Raw genomic sequence first — 23,337 nt, forward strand, 5'->3', positions numbered from 1 at the left:
CGTCACCCGCACAGAACAGGAAATCCTCATGAAGGCTGCATACATGTTCGGCGCCGGCGATGTCCGCATCATCGACGTCCCCGATCCCGTCCTGCAGGAGGCGGCCGATGCGGTCGTGCGCATCGTCCGCGCCTGCGTCTGCGGGTCCGACCTGCACCCATACCACGGCATGGAGAAGAGCTCCGACGGAGTCTCGATGGGCCACGAGTTCATCGGCGTCGTCGAGGACATCGGAGCCGACGTCCGCACCCTCGCGGTCGGCGACCTCGTCGTCTCGCCGTTCTCCTTCTCGGACGGCACCTGCGAGTTCTGCCAGGAGGGGCTCTACACCTCCTGCGTGCACGGCGGGTTCTGGGACATGCCCGGCATGGGAGGCGGTCAGGCAGAGGCCATCCGAGTGCCTCTCGCCGACGGCACCCTGGTGAAGATCCCCGGCGTCGACGAGTCGTCGCCGCTACTCACCTCGCTTCTGACCCTGTCGGACGTGTACGGCACGGGATGGCACGCCGCCACCAGCGCGCACGTCTCGCCGGGCGACTCCGTCGCAGTGATCGGCGACGGTGCCGTCGGGCTTATGGCCGTGCTCTCGGCCAAGCAGAAGGGCGCCGAGCGCATCATCCTGATGGGCCGCCACACGGTTCGCACCGACCTCGGCATCGAGTTCGGAGCCACCGATGTCGTCGCCGAGCGCGGTGAGGAGGGCATCGCGAAGGTGAAGGAACTCACCGGCGGCGTCGGAGTGCGGAAGGTGCTCGAAGCAGTCGGCCACATGCCCGCCTACGAGCAGGCGTACCGGATCGTCCGCCCCGGCGGCGTCATCAGCCGCGTCGGCGTCCCGCAGTACGAGGACGCTCCCGTCGGCTTCGGCAGCCTTTTCGGAGGCAACATCACCCTGACCGGCGGGCCCGCGCCCGTTCGCGGCTACATCGAGCAGCTCATGCCGGCGATCCTCGACGGGAGCATCGACCCCGGCAAGGTGTTCGATCGGACCGTGGCGCTCGACGACGTCCCCGAGGCCTACCGCGCGATGGACGACCGTCAGGTGCTCAAGGCGATGATCACCTTCTGATCCGCCCCGCCACGCCGCACCGCGCGGACCGGATCCCGCGGCGCATTCCCCGAGGAAAAACCTGAGGAAGAACCCGAGGAAGAAGGAGCACACCGTGAACATCGAGCCCTCCCGGCCCACGACGAAGAACCCTCCCGAGCAGTTCGCCGGCGACGTCTGGCTCGACATGATCGCCGTCCCGCACGAGGACGGCCAGCACATGACCGTCGCCACCGTCCGCTTCGCCCCCGGCGCCCGGACCGCCTGGCACTCGCACGCCCGCGGGCAGTACCTCCGCGTGACGGAGGGCGTCGGCCGCTTCGGCACCCGCGACGGTGTCGTGATCGAGGCCCTTCCCGGTCAGACGGTCTACACGCCTCCGGGCCAGGAGCACTGGCACGCAGCGCCCGCCGACCGCTTCATGGAGCACGTCGCCATGACCGAGAACGGGGACGATCCCGCCACGACCACGACGTGGCTCGAGCACGTGACCGATGCCGAGTGCTCTGGCACCGATGCGTGAGCGTCGTGGACCCGCTCACCGGAAGGACACCGTCATGACCACCCACGAGGACGCTCTCGCCGAATTCGCGACCTTGTTCCCCGCACGACCCGACCCGGACGGCATGTCGCTCGGCGCGACCGACCCGGATTTCCTCGCGCTCTACCGGGACTTCGCGTTCGGAGAGACGCTCGGGCACGTCGACCTCGATCGTCGCGAGCGGTTGCTCTATCAGCTCGCGGCCAGCATCGCCGTCGGGGCGGCGAGCGAGTTCCGCGCGCTGCTGGGCGCCGCACTCGAGGTCGGCGTCCGCCCGATCGAGGTGAAGGAGGTGACCTACCAGGCCGTCGCCTACGTCGGCAGTGCGCGGGCGATCGAGTTCATCGTCCTGAGCAACGAGGTCTTCACCGCTCACGGGATCGCCCTGCCCCTCGAGGGGCAGTCGACCACGACTCCCGAGACGCGGCGCGACACCGGCCTCGCCGTGCAGACGGAGATCTTCGGGGCAGGGGTGGTCGACGGGCTCTTCTCGGGCCCGGCCGATGCGCGTCAGTTCTCGGAGTTCCTCGCCGGCAACTGCTTCGGCGACTACTACACCCGCTCCGGTCTCGACCTCAGGCAGCGCGAGCTCATCACGTTCGCCCTGCTCGCCGCCCTCGGGGGCGCCGACCTCCAGGTCAAGAGCCATGTCACCGCCAATCTCGCCGTCGGGAACACTCGGGCCGACCTCCTCGCCGTCCTCACGGTGCTGGTCGCCCTCATCGGCTACCCCCGGACCTTGAACGCGCTCGCGCAGGTCAATGCGGCGGCACCCGCCTCGGACTGACGCGCATCCAGGGGGTCCTGCTGGAACCCGTCACGCTAGACCCCTGGCTCGCCCGCGTCGGATGCTCTTGCCTGGAAGGAGCACGACACGGGCAGCACCTCCGGGGCACTCGCACCGCCTCGAGCGGGGAGGGTGAACCGGATGCCCGGGCCGCAGGGACGACACGATCGTCGTTGCGGATCCAGCTCGCGGGTGTCGATCCCGCTCCCGCGACCGCGGGAACGCCATCGCCGCTCGCCCATCCGAAGGAGAAGAAGACCATGACAGACGTCAGCCGTTTCGAACACTCGTCCGCATTCGTCACCGGAGCCGGTACCGGCATCGGCAAGGCCGTGGCGACCGCTCTCGCCGCAGAAGGTGCCCGAGTCGTCGTCGTCGACCTGCCCGGCGCGGGTCAGGCCGAGACCGTCCGGGCCATCACCGAGGCGGGCGGGGAGGCGCTCGCCGTCGACTGCGACGTGCGCAGCAGGGCCGAGGTCGCCCGCGCCTTCGATCTCGCAGTCGAGGCCTACGGTCGCGTCGACGTCGCTTTCAACAACGCGGGCGTCGAGCAGTCCCAGACGACCCTTGTCGACCTGGACGACGACGAGTGGACCCGCATCGTCGACACCGATCTGCACGGGGTGTACCACTGCATGACGCAGGAGATCCGCCTCATGACAGCGTCGGGCGGAGGCGCGATCGTCAACACGTCCTCGGGTGCCGGAGTCATCGGCATCGCCGGGCAGGCCGGGTACGCCGCGGCGAAGCACGCGGTCATCGGACTCACCAAGTCGGCCGCCCTCGAGGCCATCGGCGACCGGATCCGCATCAACGCGGTGGCTCCCGGGGTGATCGACACGAAGATGATCGAGCGTGCCACCGGCGGCACCGAGGAGGGCTACGACGCGATGATCTCGCAGGAGCCGATCGGGCGTCTGGGCACGGTCGAGGAGATCGCCTCCGCGGTGCTGTGGCTGCTGTCGCCCGAGGCCGCCTTCACGGTGGGCCACGTCCTCGTGGTCGACGGCGGGCAGACGGTCGGCTGATGAGCGTCTCCGCCTCCGGCCCCGGACGAGGCTCAGCCGTCCTCGCCTGCGCTGCTTCTCTGCTGCTGTCTGTCTCCGGGTGCAGCGTCGCGGGGCAGGGCGCCGAGTCGCCCTCCCGCACGAGCACCCTGTCGCCGACGGAGGCGGCTCCCGCGGCGACAGCACCCGCGACTCCCGAGACGACAGCACCCGTCACTCCCGAGAGGTCCTCTCCGGCGGCGGAGGACCATGCAGGCCCTGCGTCGATCGCGCTGCAGTTCGGCGATGTCGTCATCACCGGGACCGTGGAGGACACGGCCGCGGGCCGCTCGCTCCTCGCCCAGCTCCCGATCGAACTCGACTTCCGCGAGTACGGCGGGCAGGAGAAGATCGCGACGCTCCCCGCTCCGCTCGACCTCGACGGCGCTCCGGAGAGAGCCGCCGCACCGGCGGGAACGCTCGGCTACTACGCGCCCGATCAGGGCCTCGTCCTCTACTACGACGATGTCGGCTCGTATCCGGGGATCGTGCCGCTGGGCACGTTCGGCGATGTCGAGGCGCTGCGAGACGCGGCGGAGGGGCCGGTGACGGTCCGGAGGGAGTGAGACGCGCGGTGAACCGCGCCTCCCTCTCCCTCTTCCCCTCCTCAGCAGAATCGAGCAGTTCCATGACTCCTCCGATCACCCGTTCCGCCGTCGTCCTCACCTCCCTCGCTCTTGCGGCCGTCCTCTCGTCGTGCACGGCACCGGCGGCCGAGCCGCGCGAGAGCGTCCTGTCCTCGCCGACGACTCCTGCCGGCACCGGTGCCGCCACCGCGGTGCTCGACGGGAGCTCCGTCGTCACCGCGGGCCTCGAGGCTCCCTGGTCGATCGTGTTCCGGGGCGGCACTCCGCTCGTGAGCGAGCGCGACAGCGGACGGATCCTCGAGCTCGCCTCCGACGGATCGACCCGTCCGATCGGCACCGTCGACGGAGTCGTGTCCCGCGGCGAGAGCGGACTGCTCGGTCTCGCGGTCGACGACGAGGGACGCCTGTACGCCTACTCGACCGGGTCGGACGGCAACCGCATCCAGCGCTTCGACGTGACGGGGGAGCCGGGTGCGCTCGCGCTCGGCGGATCCGAGACGATCCTCGACGGCCTCCCCTCCGCGAGCTACCACGACGGCGGGCGGATCGCGTTCGGCCCGGACGGGATGCTCTACGCGACCGTCGGCGACGCGGGCCGCACCGAGCGGGCGCAGGACCTCGACTCCCTCGGCGGCAAGATCCTCCGCATGACGCCCGACGGCGCTGTCCCGGAGGACAACCCGTACCCCGGCTCCCTCGTCTACAGCTCGGGCCACCGCAATCCGCAGGGCCTCGCCTGGGCCGAGGACGGCACCCTCTTCGCGACCGAGTTCGGTCAGGACACCTGGGACGAGCTGAACATCATCCGGCCCGGCGAGGACTACGGCTGGCCCACGGTCGAGGGCGCCGCCGGCGACGACCGCTTCGTCGACCCGGTGCAGCAGTGGACCCCGGACGAGGCGAGCCCGAGCGGCATGGCGGAGGTCGACGGAACGCTGTTCCTCGCGAATCTCCGAGGTCAGGTGCTGCGCGCCGTGCCCGTCGCCGACCCGACCACGTGGACGGACCACGCGGTGGGAGAGTTCGGCCGCCTGCGCGATGCGGCCGAGGCGCCCGACGGGAGCCTGTGGGTCGCTACGAGCAACACCGACGGCCGCGGCGACCCCGGAGACGACGACGACCGCATCATCGGCTTCGACGTCGCCTCCGCCGGCTGAGTCGTCGGAGGACGACGTGGTGAGCGGGACCGCTGCTCGCAGCGGCCCTGCTCGCGACGACGAGGCGGCAAGGGGGGTTCGAGCAGACCCTCTCAGACGCGGGAACCGCCGATTTAGCGTTGACCGCGCTGCACCGGAACACTCGAGAGGCTCACGACCATGACGACCACCCCGACGACATCGCCGCACCGGTCCCGACGCGGACCGATCTCCGCGTTGGCTGCTGCGGCGACGACGCTTCTGATCGTGCTCCCGGCGGCGCCGGCATCCGCTCACCACGGCTGGGACGGTTTCGAGACCGACCGGCTCGTCTACCTCGCGGGCACCGTCTCCACCGAGGGCACGTGGGGCGAGCCGCACTCCCTCTTCGAGACGACGCTCGACCGCACTCTTCCCGCTGACACCCCCGAGCTCGAAATCCCGGAGGACCTGCAGGATCCGGAGGACAGCACCCGGGTCGAGGCAGCGCTCGCGTACAGCGGTCCTCACGAGGAACTCGAGGTGATCATCGCTCCTCCGGCTTGGTCCGGGAGGTGGGGTCTGGGCCGGGCGCTCGAGGTCGGAGAGCGCTTCCAAGGAGTGGGGTACATCAATCGGGACGATGACGGCCTCTTCCGCCCGGTGGTGTTCTGGTACGGCGACGACGACGTGCCCGTCAACCAGGTGCTCGGAAGCACCCTGCCCGTCCGCGCCCCGCTGCCCGCCGCCGCCGCTCCCTCCGCCGGGAGCAGCGCGGAGCAGACGCCTGCCGAGACCGCAGCGGATCCCCTGGAGACCCCTTCTCCGACGACGGGCGAGAGCACCTCCCCGACGGCCGGTGCCGAGGGCGACCCGGGCAGCACCGCGGGCGTCTGGACGGTGTTCGGGTTCGTCGTGCTCGCCGCTCTGGCTGGGGGCTTCCTCTACCTGCGACGCGCGACCCGGCGGAGCTGAGCCCCGATGCCCGAGTGGATCCTCCTGGTCTCGAGCTGGCTGCAGGACTCAACGCTGGGCGCGGCCGTGCGGGGCACCCCGTTCCTGTACCCCACCCTCGAGAGCGTCCACATCCTGGGGATCGCCGCCCTGATCGGTCCCGCCTTCGCCTTCGACCTCCGCCTACTCGGGATCGGGCACCGGATCGCCGCCGTCACCACCGCCGCGCGCGTCCTGCTGCCGATCTCCCACGTCGGTCTGGTCGTCGCTCTCGCCACCGGAGCCGTGCTGCTGACCGCGCAGGCTCCGGTGGTCGTCTCCTCGGGCGCGGCGCCGTGGAAGCTTGGACTGCTTCTCGTCGCCGCGGCGAACATCCTCGTGTTCCACCGCGGGGTGTACCGGAACGTCGAGAAGTGGGCGGACGCCGCCGCGACTCCGCTCGCGGCGCGCCTCGCCGCGATCGTCTCGTTGACCGCCTGGACTGGAGTCGTCTTCGCCGGGCGCTTCCTCGCCTACACCTGACCCCGTTCCCACCGACCGATCCTCACCGACCCTTCCACCACATCACGAAGGACACCATGCGCACTGTCACCGCCTACGCGGCACCGTCGGCCACCGAGCCGCTGATCACGACCATGATCGAGCGCCGCGACGTCGGCTCACAGACGTCATGATCGACATCACCTACGCCGGCATCTGCCGCTCCGGCATCCACGTCCGATGGCGGGCCGAAACCGCCTTATCTCCATGACGTCCACGCTAGGTCGCCGCCGTCGATCCCGGGATGCCCTGTGAGTACACGGACAACCGCTTCCTCCCGCCGGGGGGAGTCGTGGCAGATGGCGCCGGCCCGACTGACTCCACGTCCGCAACCGCCGGGAGCTCGTGCCCGCGATCGCAGCACGTCACCTCCACCGTCCGCGCGATCACTCGTGCCCGCTCAGCGCTCCGCTGACGACGGGAGGGGTGGGGCGACCCGATGACCGCCCCACCCCTCCCGGCTGCTCTGAGCTATTCGAAGAGCGAGAGAGTCAGCGTCGCGGAGTAGTCGCCGGCGGCCACGGTGGGCTCGGTCTTGAGGACGAGGTCCGCGGTGGCCGTCCACTGCCCTTCGGTGCTCACGGCGGCCCAGTCGTCCGTGATCGCCAGGAACTCCTGGTCGACGAGTCCGAGCGAGTCGTCTCCGGTGTCGAGCACGGTGTTCACCTGCTCGCCCTCGGCCACGAGTCCGCTCTCGCCGCCGTCGAGCAGTCGTGGAGTCCAGCCGAGGTGATCGGCTCCGATCTCGGGCTGGCCGTCCGAGCCGACGAACGCGGTCGCAGATCCGACGACGTACCAGCCGGCTCCTTCCGGGACGTCCTCGGGAGCACGGGTGTCCGTGACGGTGACAGTCGGGAGCTCGCCCGTGAATTCCCTCACCAACGCGGTCGAGCCGTCCTCCGTCAGGACGGTGCCGGATCCGCCGACGGTCATCGAGAGTGCGCCCTGGGTCGGGAGCGGGGCGATGTCGACCGAGACGTCGACGGAGTCGTTGCCGAGCTCGGTCTCGGCGGCTGCTGCGGTGGCGGCCGTGCCGAGCAGGAGGAGCGCACCGATCGCGGCGGCGGCGGTTCGGGTGAGCACGTGGTTCGTCTTCATGATTCGTCCTTCGGTCTGCATGGTCGGCGTCGTCACCGGCCGGATGGTGGGAGCGCTGCTGCGTCGGCCGGTCGTCGGCCCGGGGTAGCAGAGCGGAGTTTCGCGTGATCGCCCCCTGTTCCTGGTCAGGCAGGACCGTGCGGAGGTCGGCGCGGGCGCCGCGCCCGTGATGGGAGTTCTGTCGACCGTCGCTGTATCGACGACCGCGGCTGAGGCTTCGGTGGGTGCGGGGCCGTGGCCGGCCCCGCACCGGGATCAGCACACTCGCGCTGTGTACGGCGTGGTCGTCGTCGTGGTGACGTTCTTCCCGCCGATCACGGCCGTGGCCTCGACCGTCGCGGTGCCCGCGGGCATCGACTTCAGGCGCGTGGTGTAGGCCGTGGTACCGAAGGCGCCGGGGGCGACATCGGTGTGGGTCTTCACTCCGTAGGGGGTGGTGACCTTCACGGTGATCGGAGCCGCGTGCTCGTTCTGCACCTTCACGGTGAGGACCGACTTCGCCGAGACGCATCGGCTGGACGTCGTCGTGACCGTCTCGACGGTGGGCGTCGGCGCGGTGGCGTCGATCACGAACGGAGCGAACTCGATCCAGTCCACGTCGGGTGCGATGGCGTAGCCGGGCAGGACCCGGTCGTCGTCGGTGCTGCCGGTGGGGCCCTCGTCGATGTAGAGCGTCTCGCGAGTGTTGCCGAAGGTGATCGGGGCCGAGTCCGTCCCGAGTGCCATCGACATGCGCGCCTCCCAGAAGTTCGTCGCCAGGTACGTGTACCGGAACGTCGAACGGCCGACGAGTGCGCTGCTGCCCTGCTCTGTCGCCTGCAGGCCGGCATCGACGACCTGCGGGTTGTAGGAGTGGGTGCCCTCGATGTCGTCGTTGGAGTAGTGCACCGTGACGTCGTACTCGCCCGCCTTCGCGAAGCTGCCGGAGCGCGGCACGGTCAGGGTGCCCTGGTTCGCCTTCACGGCGTCCGTGATGCCCAGACCGGTGACGTACCCGGTGCCGGACCCGTTGGTCGCGAGTCCGTCGGTGGGGCCGGTGCCGAATGTCTTGACGACGGCCGTGCCTCCCCGGGTGATCGTGCTGCTCTCGGCTTCGATGCGGGTGATGGCCGCGTCACCATCGACCGCGCGGGTGGTGCGGATGCTGTCGACCAGGGCCCCGGTCGAGCTGCGCAGCTCGAGCTCGGAGATGCCCTCGGGCAGGTGCACCCGGACGGTCGAGGTGGTCGCGTTCGCGTCCTTCGCGGTGAAGGAGGCGGCGACGCGGCCGTTCACCGTGAGCTCGAGTTTCGCGGCTGCGGCGCCCTTCCAGGAGACGGCGACGTCGTAGTAGCCGGACTCGTACGCCGCCGGGTAGGCGTCGACGCGACCGGTGCTGCCGATCTTCGCCCAGCCCGCGGTGGCGGGGGCGGCGAAGTCGAGGGCGGCGCCGCCGAAGAGGCGCAGGCTCGAGGCGGGGTAGTCCTGGCTCTCGGTGTTGACCGTGTCGCCGACGCGGGTCAGGTCGAAGCGGTCGAGGGTGACCCCGCTCGCGTTGTCCCGGCTGTAGCCCGCGTTGGGCAGCAGGGTCGTGCCGTCCTGGCTGGTGCGCAGTCCGAGGACGTGCGTGCCGGCGCTGAGCTGCACGAGCACCTCCGCGCTGCCTCGGGCGACGGACTGGACGTTGAACGGCTTCATGGCGCTGGCGCCCCACTGGACCTTCTGGTTGAAGGCGCCGTCGATGAACAGGGCGTGCTGCACGGGGACTCCGGGCGAGGCGCCGAGGACCTGCAGCCGGTACAGACCAGGCTTCGCGACCGCGACGGTCCACTCCGCCTTCGAGCCGACCTTGTCGAATCCGCGGACGTCCTTCTCGTTCGAGGCGCGGTAGCCCGAGGGCGTGCGGATCTCGGCGGAGGTGAGGGCCGAGTTCTCGGCCTCCATGACGTAGTGGTCGGCCTGCGCCGACTTCTGCGCGGTCACGTCGCGCGCCTGGCTGGGAGTGAAGACCAGCTGGTAGACGCTGCTCGCGGCGGAGGACGGGACGCGGACGGCGAGGGTGCCGTCGGTGATGGCGGCGTTCTCGATCGCGGTGACGACCGGGGGAGTGCCCGAGACGCCGTCGACGCCGTTCACGTTCGCCTCGCGGACCTCAACGTCGACCGAGGTGCCGAAGACGGCCGGGTCGATGCCGTTGATCGTGACGGAGGCGTCCTTTCCTGCAGTGGTGCCGCCGAAGAGGACCTGTCCGCGCTTCTGGACCTTGTCGAAGGCCGCGATGGCCTTCTGCTCACCGGTGGTGACCTTGGCGGTGGTGGATCCGGTCATGTCGCCGTACCACTTGAACAGCCACCAGCCTCCGTTGGCGTCGTTGACCTTCGCCTGGTTGTCGGACAGGGTGCCCGAGGCGGTCCAGTACGCCGTCTGGGCGTCGACCTTGGCGGCCTCGAAACCCGAGAACCAGCGCAGCAGGTTGTACGGCGAGCTCATGTCGGTGCTGGCGCCGTACTCGGTGATGTTGATGGACGGCGCCTTCTCGGCGGGGATGCCGGCGGCGAGGAAGTCCTGACGGGCCTCGGCCGCGCGCTGGGGGAGCCAGACGTAGCCGTTGAGTTCGTGCCAGACGAAGACGTCCGGAACGGTGCCTTGGGCGACGGCGGCCTTCAAGAAGTACCGGTTGCGCTCGGAGCCCATCCAGATCGAGTCGCCGGGACCCGCGATGCGGGGCTTCTGCAGTCCGTGCTTCGCGTAGACCGCGGTGATGACGTCGTGCGCCGCCTCCCAGTCGCCGATGCCGCCCGGGGTGAAGCTGTCGGGCTGCTTGCCGTCGATGAGGTACTTGTTGCGCTTGTCGCCGGAGTACCAGATCCAGTCGGGCTCGTTGAAAGGGATCAGGACGTACTTGTCGGGGTCGTCGGCGTTCGCCGCGATGCGCTCGGTGACGACCTCGAGGATCTCGAGGTAGTCCCAGACGCCGTTGCCGCCCTGCGTCTTCGCGCCGGTCAGCACGCCGTCGGCTCCGCGGGTGAAGGTCAGATCGTCGCCGGGCCGCTGTCCGCCGAAGTACGGCCAGTCGGGGTAGTAGTCCTGCGTGTAGACGTACAGCTCCTTGCCGTTCTTGGCGAAGAAGGTGTCCTCGATGTCGAAGACGTCACCGCCCGGGTGCTGCGTGCCCAGCGGCGGCTTCTGCGACGTGTTGGTGATCGCCGCGCCGTTGACGAGTGCCTGGGTGGGCGACTGCTCGTCACCGAATCCGTAGAGGGTCCCGGAGGCGCCTCCGCGGAACTGCCCGGTGGGCTGGGCGAAGTCGGCGACGATCGACTCGGTCTGGCGCTCCTGCACGGTCACCCGTGTCGTGAGCGGGCCGGTCCATCCGGGGACGGCGCCCTTGACGTCGAAGCTCGTTCCCGCTGTCTGGTACTGCGCCGCGGGGATCGGGTCCCACGTGATGGGCAGCTGCGCTGTCATCCCCGAGGAGTACGTGGCCTGCAGGTTCGCGGGCAGGGCCGGCTGCACTCCGACCGGGGTCGTGACGGCCCAGGTCGACTGGGAGACCGAGGTCACGTCTCCGGTGTAGCTGCGGTAGAGCTGCCCGACCTGGTCGGCGCTCAGCGCCTCGCGGTAGATCGAGAAGTCGTCGAACGCGCCCGGGAAGGTCGCGGCGAACGGGCCCGACCACGGGACCCTGCCGATCAGGCCCGATCGGGTGCTGCCGCCGCTGGTCAGGCGGCTGAAGTCGATGTTCACGGCCTCGGTGCGCACGAGTGCGCCGTTGAGGTAGTACGACATGCTCGTGCCGTTGAGCGTCGTCGTGATGAGGGTCCACTTGTTCGCGGGGAGCGGGACCTGGTCGTCGGCCTTGACCTCGGTGCCGGAGTTCGCAGTGGCACGGGACTTCCCGTCCTCGCTCGGCGTGAGGTAGGTGCCCCAGTTGTCGGCGGGCAGTGCGTCGCTGCCGATGATGTAGGCCCACGGGTTCTGGTTCGCGTACTGCCCGTCCCACTTGATCCAGGTCGAGACAGACAGGGCGTTCGCGCCGGTGAAGACGCCGTTCGGCACCTCGAGGTAGGGGGCGGTGGTCTGCCCCTGCGGAGCTCCCGGCAGGACTCCGGAGGCGCCGCTGGCCGGGGTCGCGCCGGTGCCGCGGGCCAGGGTGGTGGCGTTCTTCAGTCGCGCGTTCAGCGCGGATCCCGCGGTGCCGCTGTTCGCGATCACGGAAGTGCTCACGTCGTTGAAGTCGTACTTGACCGCGGGCTGGGGCACGGTCACGTCCGCTGCCTGTGCGGCTCCGGCGCCCAGGGTGACGAGCATCGGCGCCACGAGGGCGGCTGTGACCAGGCGGGCGAGGGCTCTGCGGAACGATGCTCCTGGGGAAGTCGCGGCCAGTGGAGACACCGCCCCCGATCCTGGCTCTCGCTGCCCCTCTCGGGACCCGCGCGCTCTGAAAACTGTGATCATGGTTGCTCCTCATCGAACAGTGGCTGCCCTCGTGCCGGGATGACCGGACGAGCGTCTCGTCGTCGGCGGGTCCTGCGACCGGCGCTCGACAGCGCAGGTCGCGGACGGTGCCAGGCGAACAGGGCGACTGTAACGCCGATTCGGAGCGATGAGAAGGTTTTCAAGAAACCGTTATCAGAGTCCGGCGTTACCCGACATCTGGCGCGGAGGAATGTGTGGACAAGTCTGAGTTCTCGGGCTTGCTTTCTGTTGAAATCGGTATCAAGATCGGTGTCGTTCGCTCGTAAGAACCGTTTCCTGCACACTCGGTGACGATGAGGAGGCGTATGCCCGAATCGGCCGCCTGGAGAAGCCAGGACGGCTCCGACTGACCTCCGGCCGCTCGGGCGAAGCCTCATTCGTCGTGGTCGTCCTCGAGTTCCGTGTGTTCAGCTCGAGTCCACGTGCCCCACTCCAACTTTCGAGATCGGCGCGCGGTCACCGGCCACGGTCCTCCGAGTTCCGTCCTTCCTGCTCGTCCCGACCGCCCGCGGCTGCACCAGCTGCGGCTCTTTGTGACGGTATCGGGCGTCTGCTCCGAGCCGGTCAGTGGTGCGGAACGGGTCGCGGTTGAGTGCTTCGTCGGAGGGGGGACTAGCGCGACCGTGACCGTGCGTGTCTTCGGTGGCGCCGCGGAAGGCGCCTCGTTTTTTTACAGGAGGATCTGCCGCGACGGATCCGGCTGCGGCAGAAGGATCCATGGCAAGGGTCGCGGAGCGATCCGCGGCAGCTCCATCCTCATCGCGTTCATCCAGCTCCAGGTGTCGAGATCGCCGAGTCCGTCGAATTCAATGTCAGCCTGACAGGTCGGGCTCCAGCCCGACGCGTTCTGCCTCAACGGCGAAGATCGTGAGCAAGCCGGGCGCGATGTCCTCGTCGACCGCCGAGTTCCGGTCGCGGACGAACTCGACAACACCTTCGATTCACCACTCCCCGTGCTCGGCGAACTGGCTCGGACTCATTAGACGTGCGTCGACTCGCACCTCACCAAGGACGACGTCTCGAGAGTGACCGGCTGCGATAGGGAAGGCCCAGTCTCCAGATTCGAGGCGAAGAGGAGGTGCGAGGATCACCGCCCGGATCAGGATGTCTGACGCAGGAGCGTCCAGGTCGAACCGCGTGCCGAATGTAAGGATCATAATAATATCCTAGAGTCGCTCGTCGCTGGCTGCAGCGGTTCCGGGAAACTTGGCGTGTGACAACCCGAGATTCCTTCGAACTCCCCGACGACGTCCTTGCGGCGTCGGATGCGTTCGGCAACCGGGTCCGGTTGGCGATCATCGACTTCCTGGTGCAGAGCGGGCCGTCGACCAGGGGAGCGATCGCAAGCGCGCTCAGCGTCAATTTGAAGACCCTCCAGTTCCACCTGGCCGGGCTCAGAAGCCTCGGCATCCTTCGCGTACGCGCGCTTCAAGCCTCGACGGGTGATTGGCACCGGCAGGAGTACGTCCTGGATCGCGCTCGACTCGACGTCCTGGTGCTCGCCCTGCAGGAGTGGTCCGCGCCACCGCAGTCGTGACGTCGCTGCCCACGAGGACGGTAAATGGTGTCAGTCGTTCATCTACGGACTCGCTGCACTACTGCATCACGTATCTGCTGAGCTAATGGTGATCCGTCCCCGGCGAGCTCGATGAGAGCCCGGATGACCTCTACTTGATGCACTCGGGGTCGTGCTAGCGCGGCCGCCAGGTCTTGCGTCAGCGCGTTCAGGGTTCGATAGGTACTCGGCGGCAGATCCGCCGTCACCCTGATCGGTTTTGTCCGGATCGGGGGCCCTGCTGGTTGTGCGCGCGTCGGCTCGGCGGTCGCGGAAGGTGTGCGAGCGGCGTCGCGAAGTCGCTCTGCCAGTTGCTGCGCGGCCGAGTTCACGGCGACTCCAGTAGTTCAGCGACCTCGCGCGCAACGGCCTCGAATACAGAACCGAATGCGACTCGAGACCCGAAGGATTGTGCGACCACTTCTCTTCGAGCTACTTCCGACTCGAGAACTTGATGTCCGAGCTCGGTGATGATTTCACGGTACATCCGCGTCGATCGAGCGTTCGTGACTGTTCGGTTCAGTAGCACGACTGTCCTCGCGGCTGCAGGTCGGTCAGCACGCTCGAGTTCGATGAGTGCTGAGACGTATTTGAATCTTTCAAAATCGAGCAGCGTGGGCGCCATGGGGACGACCAGGACATCGGCACTCCGGATCGCTGCCGCGGTGATACCTCGCTGGTCATCGGTCGGTGGAGTGTCCACGACGACTATCTCTACACCGGGCGGCACGATGCCGCCGAGGCGAGAGTCCAAGTTCCGGACCGGCAGTGCAATCGTCGGGATCGCCCATGCCGCACTCTCGCTCCATCGAAGAAGAGAGCCCTGAGGGTCCGCATCTACCATCAGGACGGCGCGATCGGTGCTGGCGAGTTGATGAGAGACGAAAGCAGTCGACGTCGTCTTCCCCGTTCCGCCTTTCAGGTTGACGAATGCCAGCGTCTTGTGGCTCATGTGCAAGTACTCACTTCAGTAGGTCCTTCATCAAGTAGTGCGGTAGCTACTGCATGCCGCCTTCGGTCCGGTCCTCGAGCCGCCTATGGGCGGCCCCCGCTTCGTCAGCGGTCGTTGACAGCGTGGGCCTGCGCCTGAAAGCCTTGGAGGGTGCTCTCGCAAGCAGGGCAGGAAACCCAGACGTCACCCGAACGCACTAGTCGCGTCGTCGAGTCGCATCCGCCGCACCAGGGGGACTGGGCGCTGCATCGTCGGCACCAGCCGTGCCTTTCCCAGAGGTGTCCTGTCGTGCCACAGAGCGTGTTCATCGTCTCGCGAGGGGCCGAGTGCTCGCGGTCGTCGGTCGCTCGAAGCCACTCGTACGGGCTTGCTTCGATTCCCGCAGCCACGAACGCGACTGGGTCGACCACGGTCGCTCGTGCTCTGCCGAGGATGGCGCTGGAAGCCTGAAGAAGATCAATCATTTGAACGCTGTTGTGAAGGAGACCAGCGGAACGCAGCTCGAGCAGTTTCTTCTCGAGTCGCGATCGATTCAGCCTGGGATGCAACTGACGCAGCAGTTCGGCCGTCTCGTCGGTGTACTCCAAAGTGGGCGCAGGCGCATTCGATTGTCGAGGTGATGATGTTCTCCTCGAGGGGTGTTCTTGGGAATGGTCTTTCTTAAGGGCGGGATAGCCCGTTGTCGGGTGCACCGCGGCGGGTGACCGGACTTCGGTCGATCCGGGTGCGGGTATTCCTCCTCGGCTAACAGCTTTCGGAAGATCGTCGTCCGTGGATCGTGCGCTCGGCCCAACCGACCCCGACTCGTCCGGCTGGTCCGCCGAGAGAATCGAAGTCCGCCCCGTTGACGGGTTTCCCTCCCTGGCTCGGTCCGCGTCGTGGTCGGCGGCTGGTTCAGGGTCCAGCACGTGGAAGACGAGCTTCCGGGGCTGGCCGCCGATCTTCTTGCCGGCCTCATCGACGGACCCTGCCGGCCAGCGAACGGTCTCTGCGCGGAGGTATCCAGCACTCTCAAGCCGCCGTCGCGCTGCCAGGAACGCGTCCTTGCCAAGCCCGAGGTCCTGCTGCGCGCGAGCTTGTGTGATCGCGTAGTCGCGGCGGTGGCTCAGGAGGTACAGATAGATGCTCAGGGCATTGCCGACGACTCGCCGGTCGCGGGTCCACCAGTTGCGGTACTGGCCGAACTCGCGCTCGAAGGTCAGCTCCGGTCGGACGAACTCGGACTCAGCGGCCATGGTGAGCTCGGGGTCGATCGGCGGATGGCTGCTGACCGTTCTGCTTCTGACGTAGGTGTAAGCATTCGTTACGCATGAGCCAGACGGTAGCGCCAAGGTGGACAATCCTCACTTTCTCGGCGAGAGTTGGCGCATGAGCAACGTTTTCAGCATCCCGGGCGGTGACCACGCCGCGACCCCGGAGCGCATCACGCTCCTGGCGTTCCGACGACGTATGACGATGGCATCTCTCGCGCGGGCGTCAGGTATCCAGCGCACCTACCTGAGCCAGAAGATGCACGGGAAGACGCGGTGGTACCTCAAGGATGTGGAGGCAATCGCAGCCGCGCTCGACACGACCATCGCGTTCCTGACCGGCGAGACCGACGACCCGGAGCGCATGACCGGCGGCGTCTTCGTCCCATCCGAGGAGTACCGGGCGTTCTGCGATTGGCGCGAAATGTACGCCCGCAACGAAGAAAGGCCCGCCGAAGCGGGCCTTCCAGCACTCTCGCGAGTGGCACTGTCTCAACCAGTACTCGGTGGCTCCGAACCACCGAGTGGTCTGGATTCCGAGTGCGCCCGGAGGGATTCGAACCCCCAACCTTCTGATCCGTAGTCAGATGCTCTATCCGTTGAGCTACGGGCGCAGTCCATCGCGTGACCCCGGGGGGCGCACGCAACGAGGTACGACTATACACGCCGGCGGGTCCCTCCGCGAATCGGCGTCCGGGCGGAGGGGGGGTGCTGCTCCTCCGCCCGGTCGGCGCTCAGTCGACCGCGGTCATGCGCGCGCCCAGGCCCTTGAGTCTCGCGACGGTCAGGGTGCCGACCGCCTGCGGAGCGCCCTCCGGCGAGAGCACGAAGGCGTTGCGGGCGACGTACAGAGCGCCGTCGCGCAGCTCGATCGCGGCCGGCGACGTCACGGCGAGTCCCGTGACCGGCGTCGACGTGCGCGGCAGGATCAGGGCGACGCGGCCGGTGCCCTGCGGTCCTCCGAACAGCTCGGTCACCGCGATGGTGCCCGTGAAGCGGTCGACGGCCAGGCCGGTCGCGCTGATCAGGCCCTTCGCCACCGTGCGGACCTCACCGGTGCCGGGGTGGATCTTCAGGACCGAGCCGCGGGCGCCGAGGCTCGGGTCCTCGGGGCCGCCGGGCAGCGAGGTGACGTACAGCCAGCCTCCGGGGCCGACCTCGATGTCGGTCGGGACGGGCTCGAAGGAGTAGCCGTAGCCGGCGCTGCAGGCGGGGAAGCCGAAGGCGGCGGCGGTCTCGGCGGTGATCGTGACCGGTGCGGTCGGAGGCAGGACGGCCACGGTCGAGACGTCCCCTCCGGGCGCGACCTTCACGATCGCGTTGCCGGCGGCGTCGGCGACGTACACGCCCGCGCTCGTCGCGGTGGAGGCGTACGGATGCACGTCCACGACTCCGGAGTAGGAGGCGGGGCCCGCGACCGACGGATCGACCTGGGCGGCGCACTCGGCCGGCAGGTCCACGAAACCGTAGGTGTTGCCGGCGTCGGGATTCGCGGTGGCCTCGTACTCGCCGAGGTCGGCGAGGGTCGTCGGCGAGCCGCCTCCGGTCGGCGCGGAGCGCAGGAGCGCCGTCCCCTCCTCCTGGACCCCCTCGGTGTAGTAGACGGTGGAGCCTCTGACCGACACCGCGCCGATCTCGGAGCCCGGGGCGGACGCGGCGACCGAGGTGGTGCCGTCGGGGGCGACGCGGGTGAGCAGGCCGGCGAAGTTCTGCGCGACGAAGGCGGTGCCGCGGGCGTCGACGGCGAAGCTCAGCGGAGAGAACAGACCGGTGGCCCGGTCGGTGATGGAGACGAAGGAGAGGGGGGAGGGGGCGGCCTGCGCGGCGGGGGCGAGGCCGAGGGTGGTCACGGCGACGGCTGCGGTCGCTGCGACGAGGAGGCGTTTGTTCACGAGGTGCTCCTTTGCACTCGGGGTGCGGGCGGAGCGAGGGGCGGATCATGCGGTCCGCTACTCCGACCGCGACGGCGGGGATTCGCCGATGGGGGCAGAGTAGGACGCCCCCGGGCCGGTGTCCAGGTGGCGGGCGTGCCGCAGCAGGCGCTCCTCCGTCGCGGACGGCCGTGCGCTCAGGCCTGAGCGCGGTGGTCCGCCCGGTACTGCGACGGGCTCGTGCCGTTCACGGCGCGGAACTGGCGCGAGAAGTAGAAGGCGTCGGAGTAGCCGACCGCCTGCGCGATCTCGGCGACGGTGTCGTCGGTGGTGATCAGCAGCTCGCGGGCGCGGGCGCTGCGCAGCCGCTTCACGTACTCCACGGCTCCGAGGCCCGTCGCGCGGGTGAACAGGGCCGAGAAGTGCGAGGGGCTGAGGCCGGCGAGGGCGGCGAGCTCGGTGATGCTGGTCGGCGACGCGAAGTGCTCGCGGAGGTGCTCCTGCGCCAGGCGGATGCGGTCGCCGGACTCGACGGGGCCGCGGGAGCGGTCGGCGGCGAGCTGCGCGAGGAGGTGGAACGCCGCTCCGCTCGCCGAGTAGAGGCTCGCGGCGGTCTCGTCGCGCTCGAGCGCGAGGACGGCCTGCTCGATCAGGGCCTTGGCGGCGAAGGCGTCGCCGACCGGCACGACCGGGCCGGTGGCGTCGCCGAGAGCGGCCGAGACCAGCGCGGGCACGTCGGCGCCGCGCACGTGCAGCCACCAGACCGACCACGGCTCGGCGGGGTCGGCGCCGTAGCGGTGCGGGGTGCCGGCGGGCAGCACGACGGCCTGCCCGGACGACACCACCGTCGTCGCTCCGCCCGCGTGGACCGCGCCACGGCCGGCCGTGCACAGGATCACGATCGCCTCGTCCGCGCCGTGGGGGCGACTCCGGCTGTGGGACGCCGCATGCGGGAAGTGTCCAGCATCGGTCACGAGGAGCCGGTCGGTGATCGGCTCGGCGAGGGCCCGCTGCACCAGCGGAGCCGGGAGCACTCGCAGTCTCTGCCCGAGGAAGCCGTCCGTCATCGCCACGTCGTCGAGTGTACGAGGAACGGAGGATCGTCCAGCCGGTCCGTCGGATCCGCCATGGGAACGGCGCGGCGCGCTGCCTAGGCTGGCGCGATGACGGCCCAGAACTCCGCAGCCCAGAACCCCGCAGTCCGGAACCGCGCACCCCTCTACCCCGACTCCCGCTACGTCCCGGTCCCGCTGCCCGCCCATCTGCCCGAGACGCTGACGATCACCCTCTGGGACTTCTCCTGGTACGTCCGCACCGGCCCCGGCGAGCCGTTCGAGGACCTCGACGCGGCCTTCGCGGGCGCCGTCGAGCGCGGGTACAACACGATCCGCATCTGCGCGATGCCGTTCCTCCTCTTCGGCTCGGGACTCGACACGCGCGAGCTCCGGCTCGGCCCGCTGGGCGGCGCCTACGGGCAGCGCGTGCGCTGGTACGACGTCAAGCAGGAGACGGTGATCGACGGCCGCGCGCACCTGCTCGCGCTGTTCGAGGCCGCGCGACGGCACGGCGTGTTCGTGATCGTCTCGTCGTGGGAGTACCAGCAGTCCTCGTCCTTCGCCTTCGAGCGCGACTGGTTCGACGCCCTGACGGCCGTGGCGCCGGAGGAGCGGGCCGAGCGGCTCGCCGAGGCGCAGGCCGCGCTGGTGGCGTTCGTCGCCGAGCACGGTCTCGACGACCGGATCGCCTACGTCGAGCTGCACAACGAGGTGCAGGCGGGGCACCTCACCGACGGGCTGGACGTCGACCTGACGGACATCGACGCGGCGACCGTCGCCCTCACTCCGCGCCTGACCCGGGGGATCGACCGGTTCCACGAGCTCTCGCCCGGGGTGCCGTGCGCCGTGAACTACGCGCACGTGCCCGTCGGCGGGATGCGCGGGATCCCGTGGAACTCGGACGTGCTGGCCCTCCATCCCTACATCTACGGCGTGCTGAACGAGATGATCAGCGAGTTCGGCCTGCGCGGACCCCTCGAGGGGTTCGAGCAGGAGCGCGCCGAGCGGGCGTTCCTGCTCGAGGGCGCCCCTCCGATCGCCGAGTGGACCCTGCCGCCCGAGTCGCAGTGGAAGCTGACGGCCACGATCGTGGGCCGCGGCGAGATCTACGCGCACGACTGGGGCGACGCCTCCGCCATCGACCGCTGGCTCGAGGAGCACTACGCCCGGCACCACCTCGAGATGCGCTCGACGCTGCGGCAGTGGATCGCCGTCGCGGCCGATCACGCGGCGCTGCGGGGCGTCCCGCTCGTCTTCGGCGAGGGCTGGGTCGGCTACACGCCGCTCGAGGGCCGCTTCGAGGAGGGCGCGATCGGCGCCGAGTACTGCCGCCTCGCGATGACGGAGTCGCGGCGCGTCGGCGCCTGGGGCTCGATCGTCTGCTCGAACGCGGCTCCGCAGCACCCGATGTGGGACGACGTCGCGCTGCAGCTCGAGTGCAACGCGCTCTTCACGGGGGAGTGAGCTCGCACCGGGAGCGGGCGTCCCTCACTCCCGGTGGAACAGCAGCAGCTCGGGCAGGCTCGTCGCGAAGTAGTCGGTCGATCCGTCCTCGCGCACGGCCGCCGGTGCGGTGAAGGCGGGGCGCGCCTCGCCGAGCGATGCGGGAGGGGTGCCGAGCGGCAGTCCGAGGGCCGCGCGTGCCGCGTCCCAGGCCGCGAGCGCGCGTCCCTCGCCTCCCTCCCAGGGCTGGAACGGGCGCGATTCGAGCAGGTCGAGCGCCTCCGCGGCCCGTCCCGCGGCGGTGAGCAGCTCGGCGTACCCGACGGTGAGGTCGTCGCGCGAGAGCACGAGCGGCAGCTCGCTCTCGAGGCGGGCGAGCCGGTCGTCGTGGCCGAGGCGCGCGGCGAGCTGGTCGAGCTCGTAGAGGATCCGGGCGTCGTCGGGAGCGAGCTCGCGGGCGCGCAGGTAGGCCGACCACGCCGCGTCGTCGTCGCCGGAGTCGTTGTAGGCGGCGAGGCCGGCGTTGCGGTGGGTGACCGCGTCGGTGCTGCCGCCGGCGATCGCGCGTCGCCAGTGCTCGGCGGCCTCCCCGCGGCGTCCGGCGTCGTAGAGCAGCATCCCGAGGAGCGCGTGCGCGCGGGTGTCGGCTGGATCGGCGGCGACGGCCGCGACGAGCGCGTCGTGCGCGTCGAGGCCCGCGGGGAACGCCCGGACGGCGTCGACCGAGGCGGCGTCGCGACGGACGGCGGCGGCGTCATCGCGTCGGCCCTGCCGCTCGAGGAGGTGGGCGAGCAGGTAGCCGGCGGGCGCGGCGGCGCTGCCGGCCCCCTCCGGAGCGGGCGCCCCGTGCAGCACCGACGCGAGCAGTCGCTCCGCCTCGGCCGTCTCGCCGAACGAGGCGAGGTCGAGGGCCGCGTCGATCCGCGCGAACGGATCGGCGGGGTCGCGTCCGTCCAGGGTCCGGGCGAGCTGGTCGAGCGGATCGAGCGCGAGGGTCTCGCCGAGCAGCCGCGCCGCCTCCTCCGCACGCCCGAGGGCGCGGAGGCAGACGACGGCGAGCGCGCGGGCGCGGAGGTCGTCGGTGTCCAGGCGCAGCGCGGTCCGCACGTCGTCGAGGGCTGCGGAGTGGTCGCCGTCGGCCGCGAGGAGGCACGCGCTCTCGACGAGCGCGGCGTGCGCCCACTTGCCGTCCCACGCGGCCTTGCCGAACGCGGCGGCGGCCTCGCGCCGGCGGCCCAGGCGCACGAGGATCAGCCCGCGCAGGTGCAGCGCCTCGGTGTCGGCGGGGTTGGCGTTGTGCGCGGTGAGGCGGCGGAGCGACGCGTCGCAGTGCTCGAGCGCCTCGTCGTACTCGCCGCGGCCGTACGCGTGCTCGGCGAGCGCGAGGTGGACGCGCGCGTCCCCGGGATCGCGCCGCAGGGCCTCGCGCCAGTAGGGCAGCGGCGAGCGGGTGGGGTGCCGGTACTGCGCGAGGTGCACGCCGGTGAGGTACAGCTCGTCGACGGAGGCGGTCTCCCGCGGCGACGGCGGCTCGGTGGCCGTCTCCGGCTCCTCCTGCTGCACCCTCGCGGGCACCTCGTAGGCGAGCAGGGTCGCTCCGCCGGAGCGGACGACGACCGCCAGCCCCGCCGGATCGGTCCGGGAGGTGGGGACGTCCGCGACCAGCGGAGCGCCCGGTCCGAGGTCGACGGTCCACTCGCGCAGGACGGCGCCGTCGTCGAGGAGCTGCACGGTCGCGGCCGGGTGCCGACGCGTCGTCGCGACTCCGATCCGGATGCGGCCGCCCTCGACGTCGAGGTGCACCGCCGTCTCGCGGGTCGCCTGGTGCGCGACTCCGATGCCGCGGATCGGGTACCAGTACTGCGTGAACGTCTTCGTCTCGCCCGGCATCAGCCACGAGAAGTCGGGCTGGTTGTCGGTGAAGACTCCGGCCATGAGTTCGACGTAGGGGCCGTCGGAGTCGGTCAGCTGCGCGTCCCAGGCGTGCCCGAACGGCGCGTCCCCCCAGGTCCACTGCTTCTTGCCGGGCGCGACGCGGCGGTCGGCCCAGTGCACGAAGCCCGCGCCGGCGCGGTGGTCGTAGCCGCCGAAGAAGGAGTCCTCGGTGCGGACGACCATGTAGGAGGTGGGGACCGGGATGCTGCGGTAGAAGTCGAGGCGTTCCGCGCCCGGATCCTGCTCGGCCCGGGCGGGGTAGTCGACTCCGTAGTACGGGCGGTCGGCCGCGGGGAACGCGGTGATGGCGCGCCGCGCGTGATCGGCGACGTGCTGCACGTCGCGCGGGAAGAAGGACTGGTAGTCGTCGTGGACCCGGGCGGCGACGTTCGCCCACCAGAGGAAGGTGCGGCGCTCGCGGGTGCGGTTGTGCAGCCGCACGTCGAGCTCGACGAGGCTCGAGCCGGGTCGCAGGCGCACGCCGTGCAGCCCCTTCATGCGGCTGAGTGGGTCGTGGTCGCAGCACCAGACGACCACGGAGCCGTCCTCGTCGCGCCCGATCTCGTGGTCGGTGGGCAGGAAGGTGCCGGGGCGGTGGTGCTGCGGCCAGTTGAACTCGACGCCGCCGCTGACCCAGGGTCCGGCGAGGCCCACGAGGGCCGGCTTGATGACGGAGTTGCGGTAGAAGAAGTCGTAGCCGGTGGTCTTGTCGCGGCCCGAATGGATGCGTCCGCCGAGATCCGGGAGGACCACGACCTGCACGAACTCGTTCTCGAGCACGACGGCCCGCCATTCGCGGTCGACCGGCTCGGGCGCGATCCGGTCGATGAACGGCAGCGGGTACACCCGGCCGCTGGAGCCCTGGTAGACGCGGCGGTCGAGGAACATCGGCAGGCGGCTGGGCTCCTCCGGCGCGTAGGTGGGCAGGATCAGCGCGGTCTCCCAGACAGCGGCACCGCCCTCGGCGAGCACGGCGGCGGCCTCGGCGGGCGCGGCGAGGAGGGAAGAGGAGGCGGCGGTGGATCCCATGCCCCGAGGGTAGGGAGGAGGGGTGCGCGGGGGAATGGCGCGGTGACCTGGACGATCCTCCGACCGCTACCCC

The 23,337-nt window shown here is 70.0% G+C and carries 18 protein-coding genes and 1 tRNA gene; 11 read left to right on the forward strand and 8 right to left on the reverse strand.

Features of this window, described 5'->3' with window-relative positions:
* The first annotated feature begins 28 nt into the window (after positions 1-28).
* The 8 genes from LRG51_RS14085 (at position 29) to LRG51_RS14120 (ending at position 6,600) form a co-directional block, all read left to right on the forward strand.
* Positions 29-1,069: an alcohol dehydrogenase catalytic domain-containing protein gene (locus LRG51_RS14085; protein WP_230673271.1), complete on the forward strand. Its 1,041-nt coding sequence runs from the start codon at positions 29-31 to the stop codon at positions 1,067-1,069.
* A 94-nt stretch (positions 1,070-1,163) separates the two neighbouring features.
* Positions 1,164-1,571, forward strand: a complete 408-nt coding sequence (locus LRG51_RS14090) for a (R)-mandelonitrile lyase (RefSeq protein WP_055790129.1) — start codon at positions 1,164-1,166, stop codon at positions 1,569-1,571.
* Positions 1,572-1,605: 34 nt separating this feature from the next.
* The gene (locus LRG51_RS14095) at positions 1,606-2,376 is read left to right on the forward strand and encodes a carboxymuconolactone decarboxylase family protein (RefSeq protein ID WP_230673272.1); all 771 of its coding nucleotides are present in this window, start codon (positions 1,606-1,608) and stop codon (positions 2,374-2,376) included.
* Positions 2,377-2,636: 260 nt separating this feature from the next.
* A complete protein-coding gene (locus LRG51_RS14100; protein WP_230673273.1) occupies positions 2,637-3,404 on the forward strand; it encodes a glucose 1-dehydrogenase in 768 nt (255 codons plus the stop codon).
* Positions 3,404-3,988 (forward strand): cyclophilin-like fold protein, encoded by a 585-nt coding sequence (locus tag LRG51_RS14105; protein ID WP_055790132.1) that lies wholly within the window; start codon positions 3,404-3,406, stop codon positions 3,986-3,988. Before LRG51_RS14100 ends, LRG51_RS14105 begins: the two co-directional genes overlap by 1 nt.
* A 62-nt stretch (positions 3,989-4,050) precedes the next feature.
* Positions 4,051-5,166 (forward strand): PQQ-dependent sugar dehydrogenase, encoded by a 1,116-nt coding sequence (locus LRG51_RS14110; protein ID WP_055790135.1) that lies wholly within the window; start codon positions 4,051-4,053, stop codon positions 5,164-5,166.
* 159 nt (positions 5,167-5,325) lie between these two features.
* Entirely contained in the window at positions 5,326-6,099 is a 774-nt protein-coding gene (locus LRG51_RS14115; protein ID WP_200931003.1) for a hypothetical protein, read from the forward strand.
* A 6-nt stretch (positions 6,100-6,105) separates the two neighbouring features.
* Positions 6,106-6,600, forward strand: coding sequence for a hypothetical protein (locus LRG51_RS14120; protein WP_055790138.1), 495 nt, complete (start codon positions 6,106-6,108; stop codon positions 6,598-6,600).
* 489 nt (positions 6,601-7,089) lie between these two features.
* Here the strand turns inward: LRG51_RS14120 and LRG51_RS14125 are convergent, their stop codons facing one another.
* Positions 7,090-7,716, reverse strand: a complete 627-nt coding sequence (locus LRG51_RS14125; protein ID WP_230673274.1) for a hypothetical protein — start codon at positions 7,714-7,716, stop codon at positions 7,090-7,092.
* 255 nt (positions 7,717-7,971) lie between these two features.
* On the reverse strand, positions 7,972-11,964 hold the full coding sequence (locus LRG51_RS14130; RefSeq protein WP_230673275.1) for a LamG-like jellyroll fold domain-containing protein: 3,993 nt from the start codon (positions 11,962-11,964) through the stop codon (positions 7,972-7,974).
* Between the two features lie 1,423 nt (positions 11,965-13,387).
* Between LRG51_RS14130 and LRG51_RS14135 the strand changes: the two genes are divergently transcribed.
* Complete coding sequence (locus LRG51_RS14135) at positions 13,388-13,711, forward strand: winged helix-turn-helix domain-containing protein (RefSeq protein ID WP_055790154.1); 324 nt, start codon at positions 13,388-13,390, stop codon at positions 13,709-13,711.
* Positions 13,712-14,057: 346 nt separating this feature from the next.
* Here the strand turns inward: LRG51_RS14135 and LRG51_RS14140 are convergent, their stop codons facing one another.
* Positions 14,058-14,681 (reverse strand): ParA family protein, encoded by a 624-nt coding sequence (locus LRG51_RS14140; protein WP_230673276.1) that lies wholly within the window; start codon positions 14,679-14,681, stop codon positions 14,058-14,060.
* A gap of 104 nt (positions 14,682-14,785) precedes the next feature.
* The gene (locus tag LRG51_RS14145; RefSeq protein ID WP_230673277.1) at positions 14,786-15,916 is read right to left on the reverse strand and encodes a hypothetical protein; all 1,131 of its coding nucleotides are present in this window, start codon (positions 15,914-15,916) and stop codon (positions 14,786-14,788) included.
* Between the two features lie 214 nt (positions 15,917-16,130).
* On the opposite strand from LRG51_RS14145, the gene LRG51_RS19640 reads away from it, so the two are divergent.
* Entirely contained in the window at positions 16,131-16,514 is a 384-nt protein-coding gene (locus LRG51_RS19640) for a helix-turn-helix domain-containing protein (RefSeq protein ID WP_442965574.1), read from the forward strand.
* Here LRG51_RS19640 and LRG51_RS14150 read toward each other — a convergent pair.
* The 3 genes from LRG51_RS14150 to LRG51_RS14160 all read right to left on the reverse strand — a co-directional run bounded on the left by LRG51_RS14150 (position 16,473) and on the right by LRG51_RS14160 (position 18,869).
* Positions 16,473-16,545, reverse strand: a tRNA-Arg gene (locus LRG51_RS14150). The genes LRG51_RS19640 and LRG51_RS14150 overlap by 42 nt on opposite strands.
* A gap of 120 nt (positions 16,546-16,665) precedes the next feature.
* Positions 16,666-17,823, reverse strand: coding sequence for a ScyD/ScyE family protein (locus LRG51_RS14155; protein WP_230673278.1), 1,158 nt, complete (start codon positions 17,821-17,823; stop codon positions 16,666-16,668).
* Between the two features lie 176 nt (positions 17,824-17,999).
* Positions 18,000-18,869: an AraC family transcriptional regulator gene (locus LRG51_RS14160; RefSeq protein WP_055790160.1), complete on the reverse strand. Its 870-nt coding sequence runs from the start codon at positions 18,867-18,869 to the stop codon at positions 18,000-18,002.
* A gap of 96 nt (positions 18,870-18,965) precedes the next feature.
* Here LRG51_RS14160 and LRG51_RS14165 point away from each other — a divergent pair, with 96 nt between their 5' ends.
* Positions 18,966-20,321: a cellulase-like family protein gene (locus LRG51_RS14165; RefSeq protein WP_082481183.1), complete on the forward strand. Its 1,356-nt coding sequence runs from the start codon at positions 18,966-18,968 to the stop codon at positions 20,319-20,321.
* 24 nt (positions 20,322-20,345) lie between these two features.
* On the opposite strand, the gene LRG51_RS14170 is transcribed toward LRG51_RS14165, so the two are convergent.
* Positions 20,346-23,264, reverse strand: a complete 2,919-nt coding sequence (locus tag LRG51_RS14170; RefSeq protein WP_230673279.1) for a DUF5107 domain-containing protein — start codon at positions 23,262-23,264, stop codon at positions 20,346-20,348.
* Positions 23,265-23,337 lie beyond the last annotated feature (73 nt).

It is taken from the genome of Rathayibacter sp. Leaf248, from assembly GCF_920939495.1.
Lineage (GTDB): Bacteria > Actinomycetota > Actinomycetes > Actinomycetales > Microbacteriaceae > Rathayibacter > Rathayibacter caricis.

Coding starts and splice junctions, on each gene's coding strand:
- LRG51_RS14085 (WP_230673271.1), top strand. CDS start 29: ATGAAGGCTGCATACATGTTCGGCGCCGGCGATGTCCGCATCATCGAC.
- LRG51_RS14095 (WP_230673272.1), top strand. CDS start 1,606: ATGACCACCCACGAGGACGCTCTCGCCGAATTCGCGACCTTGTTCCCC.
- LRG51_RS14100 (WP_230673273.1), top strand. CDS start 2,637: ATGACAGACGTCAGCCGTTTCGAACACTCGTCCGCATTCGTCACCGGA.
- LRG51_RS14105 (WP_055790132.1), top strand. CDS start 3,404: ATGAGCGTCTCCGCCTCCGGCCCCGGACGAGGCTCAGCCGTCCTCGCC.
- LRG51_RS14110 (WP_055790135.1), top strand. CDS start 4,051: ATGACTCCTCCGATCACCCGTTCCGCCGTCGTCCTCACCTCCCTCGCT.
- LRG51_RS14115 (WP_200931003.1), top strand. CDS start 5,326: ATGACGACCACCCCGACGACATCGCCGCACCGGTCCCGACGCGGACCG.
- LRG51_RS14120 (WP_055790138.1), top strand. CDS start 6,106: ATGCCCGAGTGGATCCTCCTGGTCTCGAGCTGGCTGCAGGACTCAACG.
- LRG51_RS14125 (WP_230673274.1), bottom strand. CDS start 7,716: ATGAAGACGAACCACGTGCTCACCCGAACCGCCGCCGCCGCGATCGGT.
- LRG51_RS14140 (WP_230673276.1), bottom strand. CDS start 14,681: ATGAGCCACAAGACGCTGGCATTCGTCAACCTGAAAGGCGGAACGGGG.
- LRG51_RS14145 (WP_230673277.1), bottom strand. CDS start 15,916: ATGGCCGCTGAGTCCGAGTTCGTCCGACCGGAGCTGACCTTCGAGCGC.
- LRG51_RS19640 (WP_442965574.1), top strand. CDS start 16,131: ATGACGATGGCATCTCTCGCGCGGGCGTCAGGTATCCAGCGCACCTAC.
- LRG51_RS14160 (WP_055790160.1), bottom strand. CDS start 18,869: ATGACGGACGGCTTCCTCGGGCAGAGACTGCGAGTGCTCCCGGCTCCG.
- LRG51_RS14165 (WP_082481183.1), top strand. CDS start 18,966: ATGACGGCCCAGAACTCCGCAGCCCAGAACCCCGCAGTCCGGAACCGC.
- LRG51_RS14170 (WP_230673279.1), bottom strand. CDS start 23,264: ATGGGATCCACCGCCGCCTCCTCTTCCCTCCTCGCCGCGCCCGCCGAG.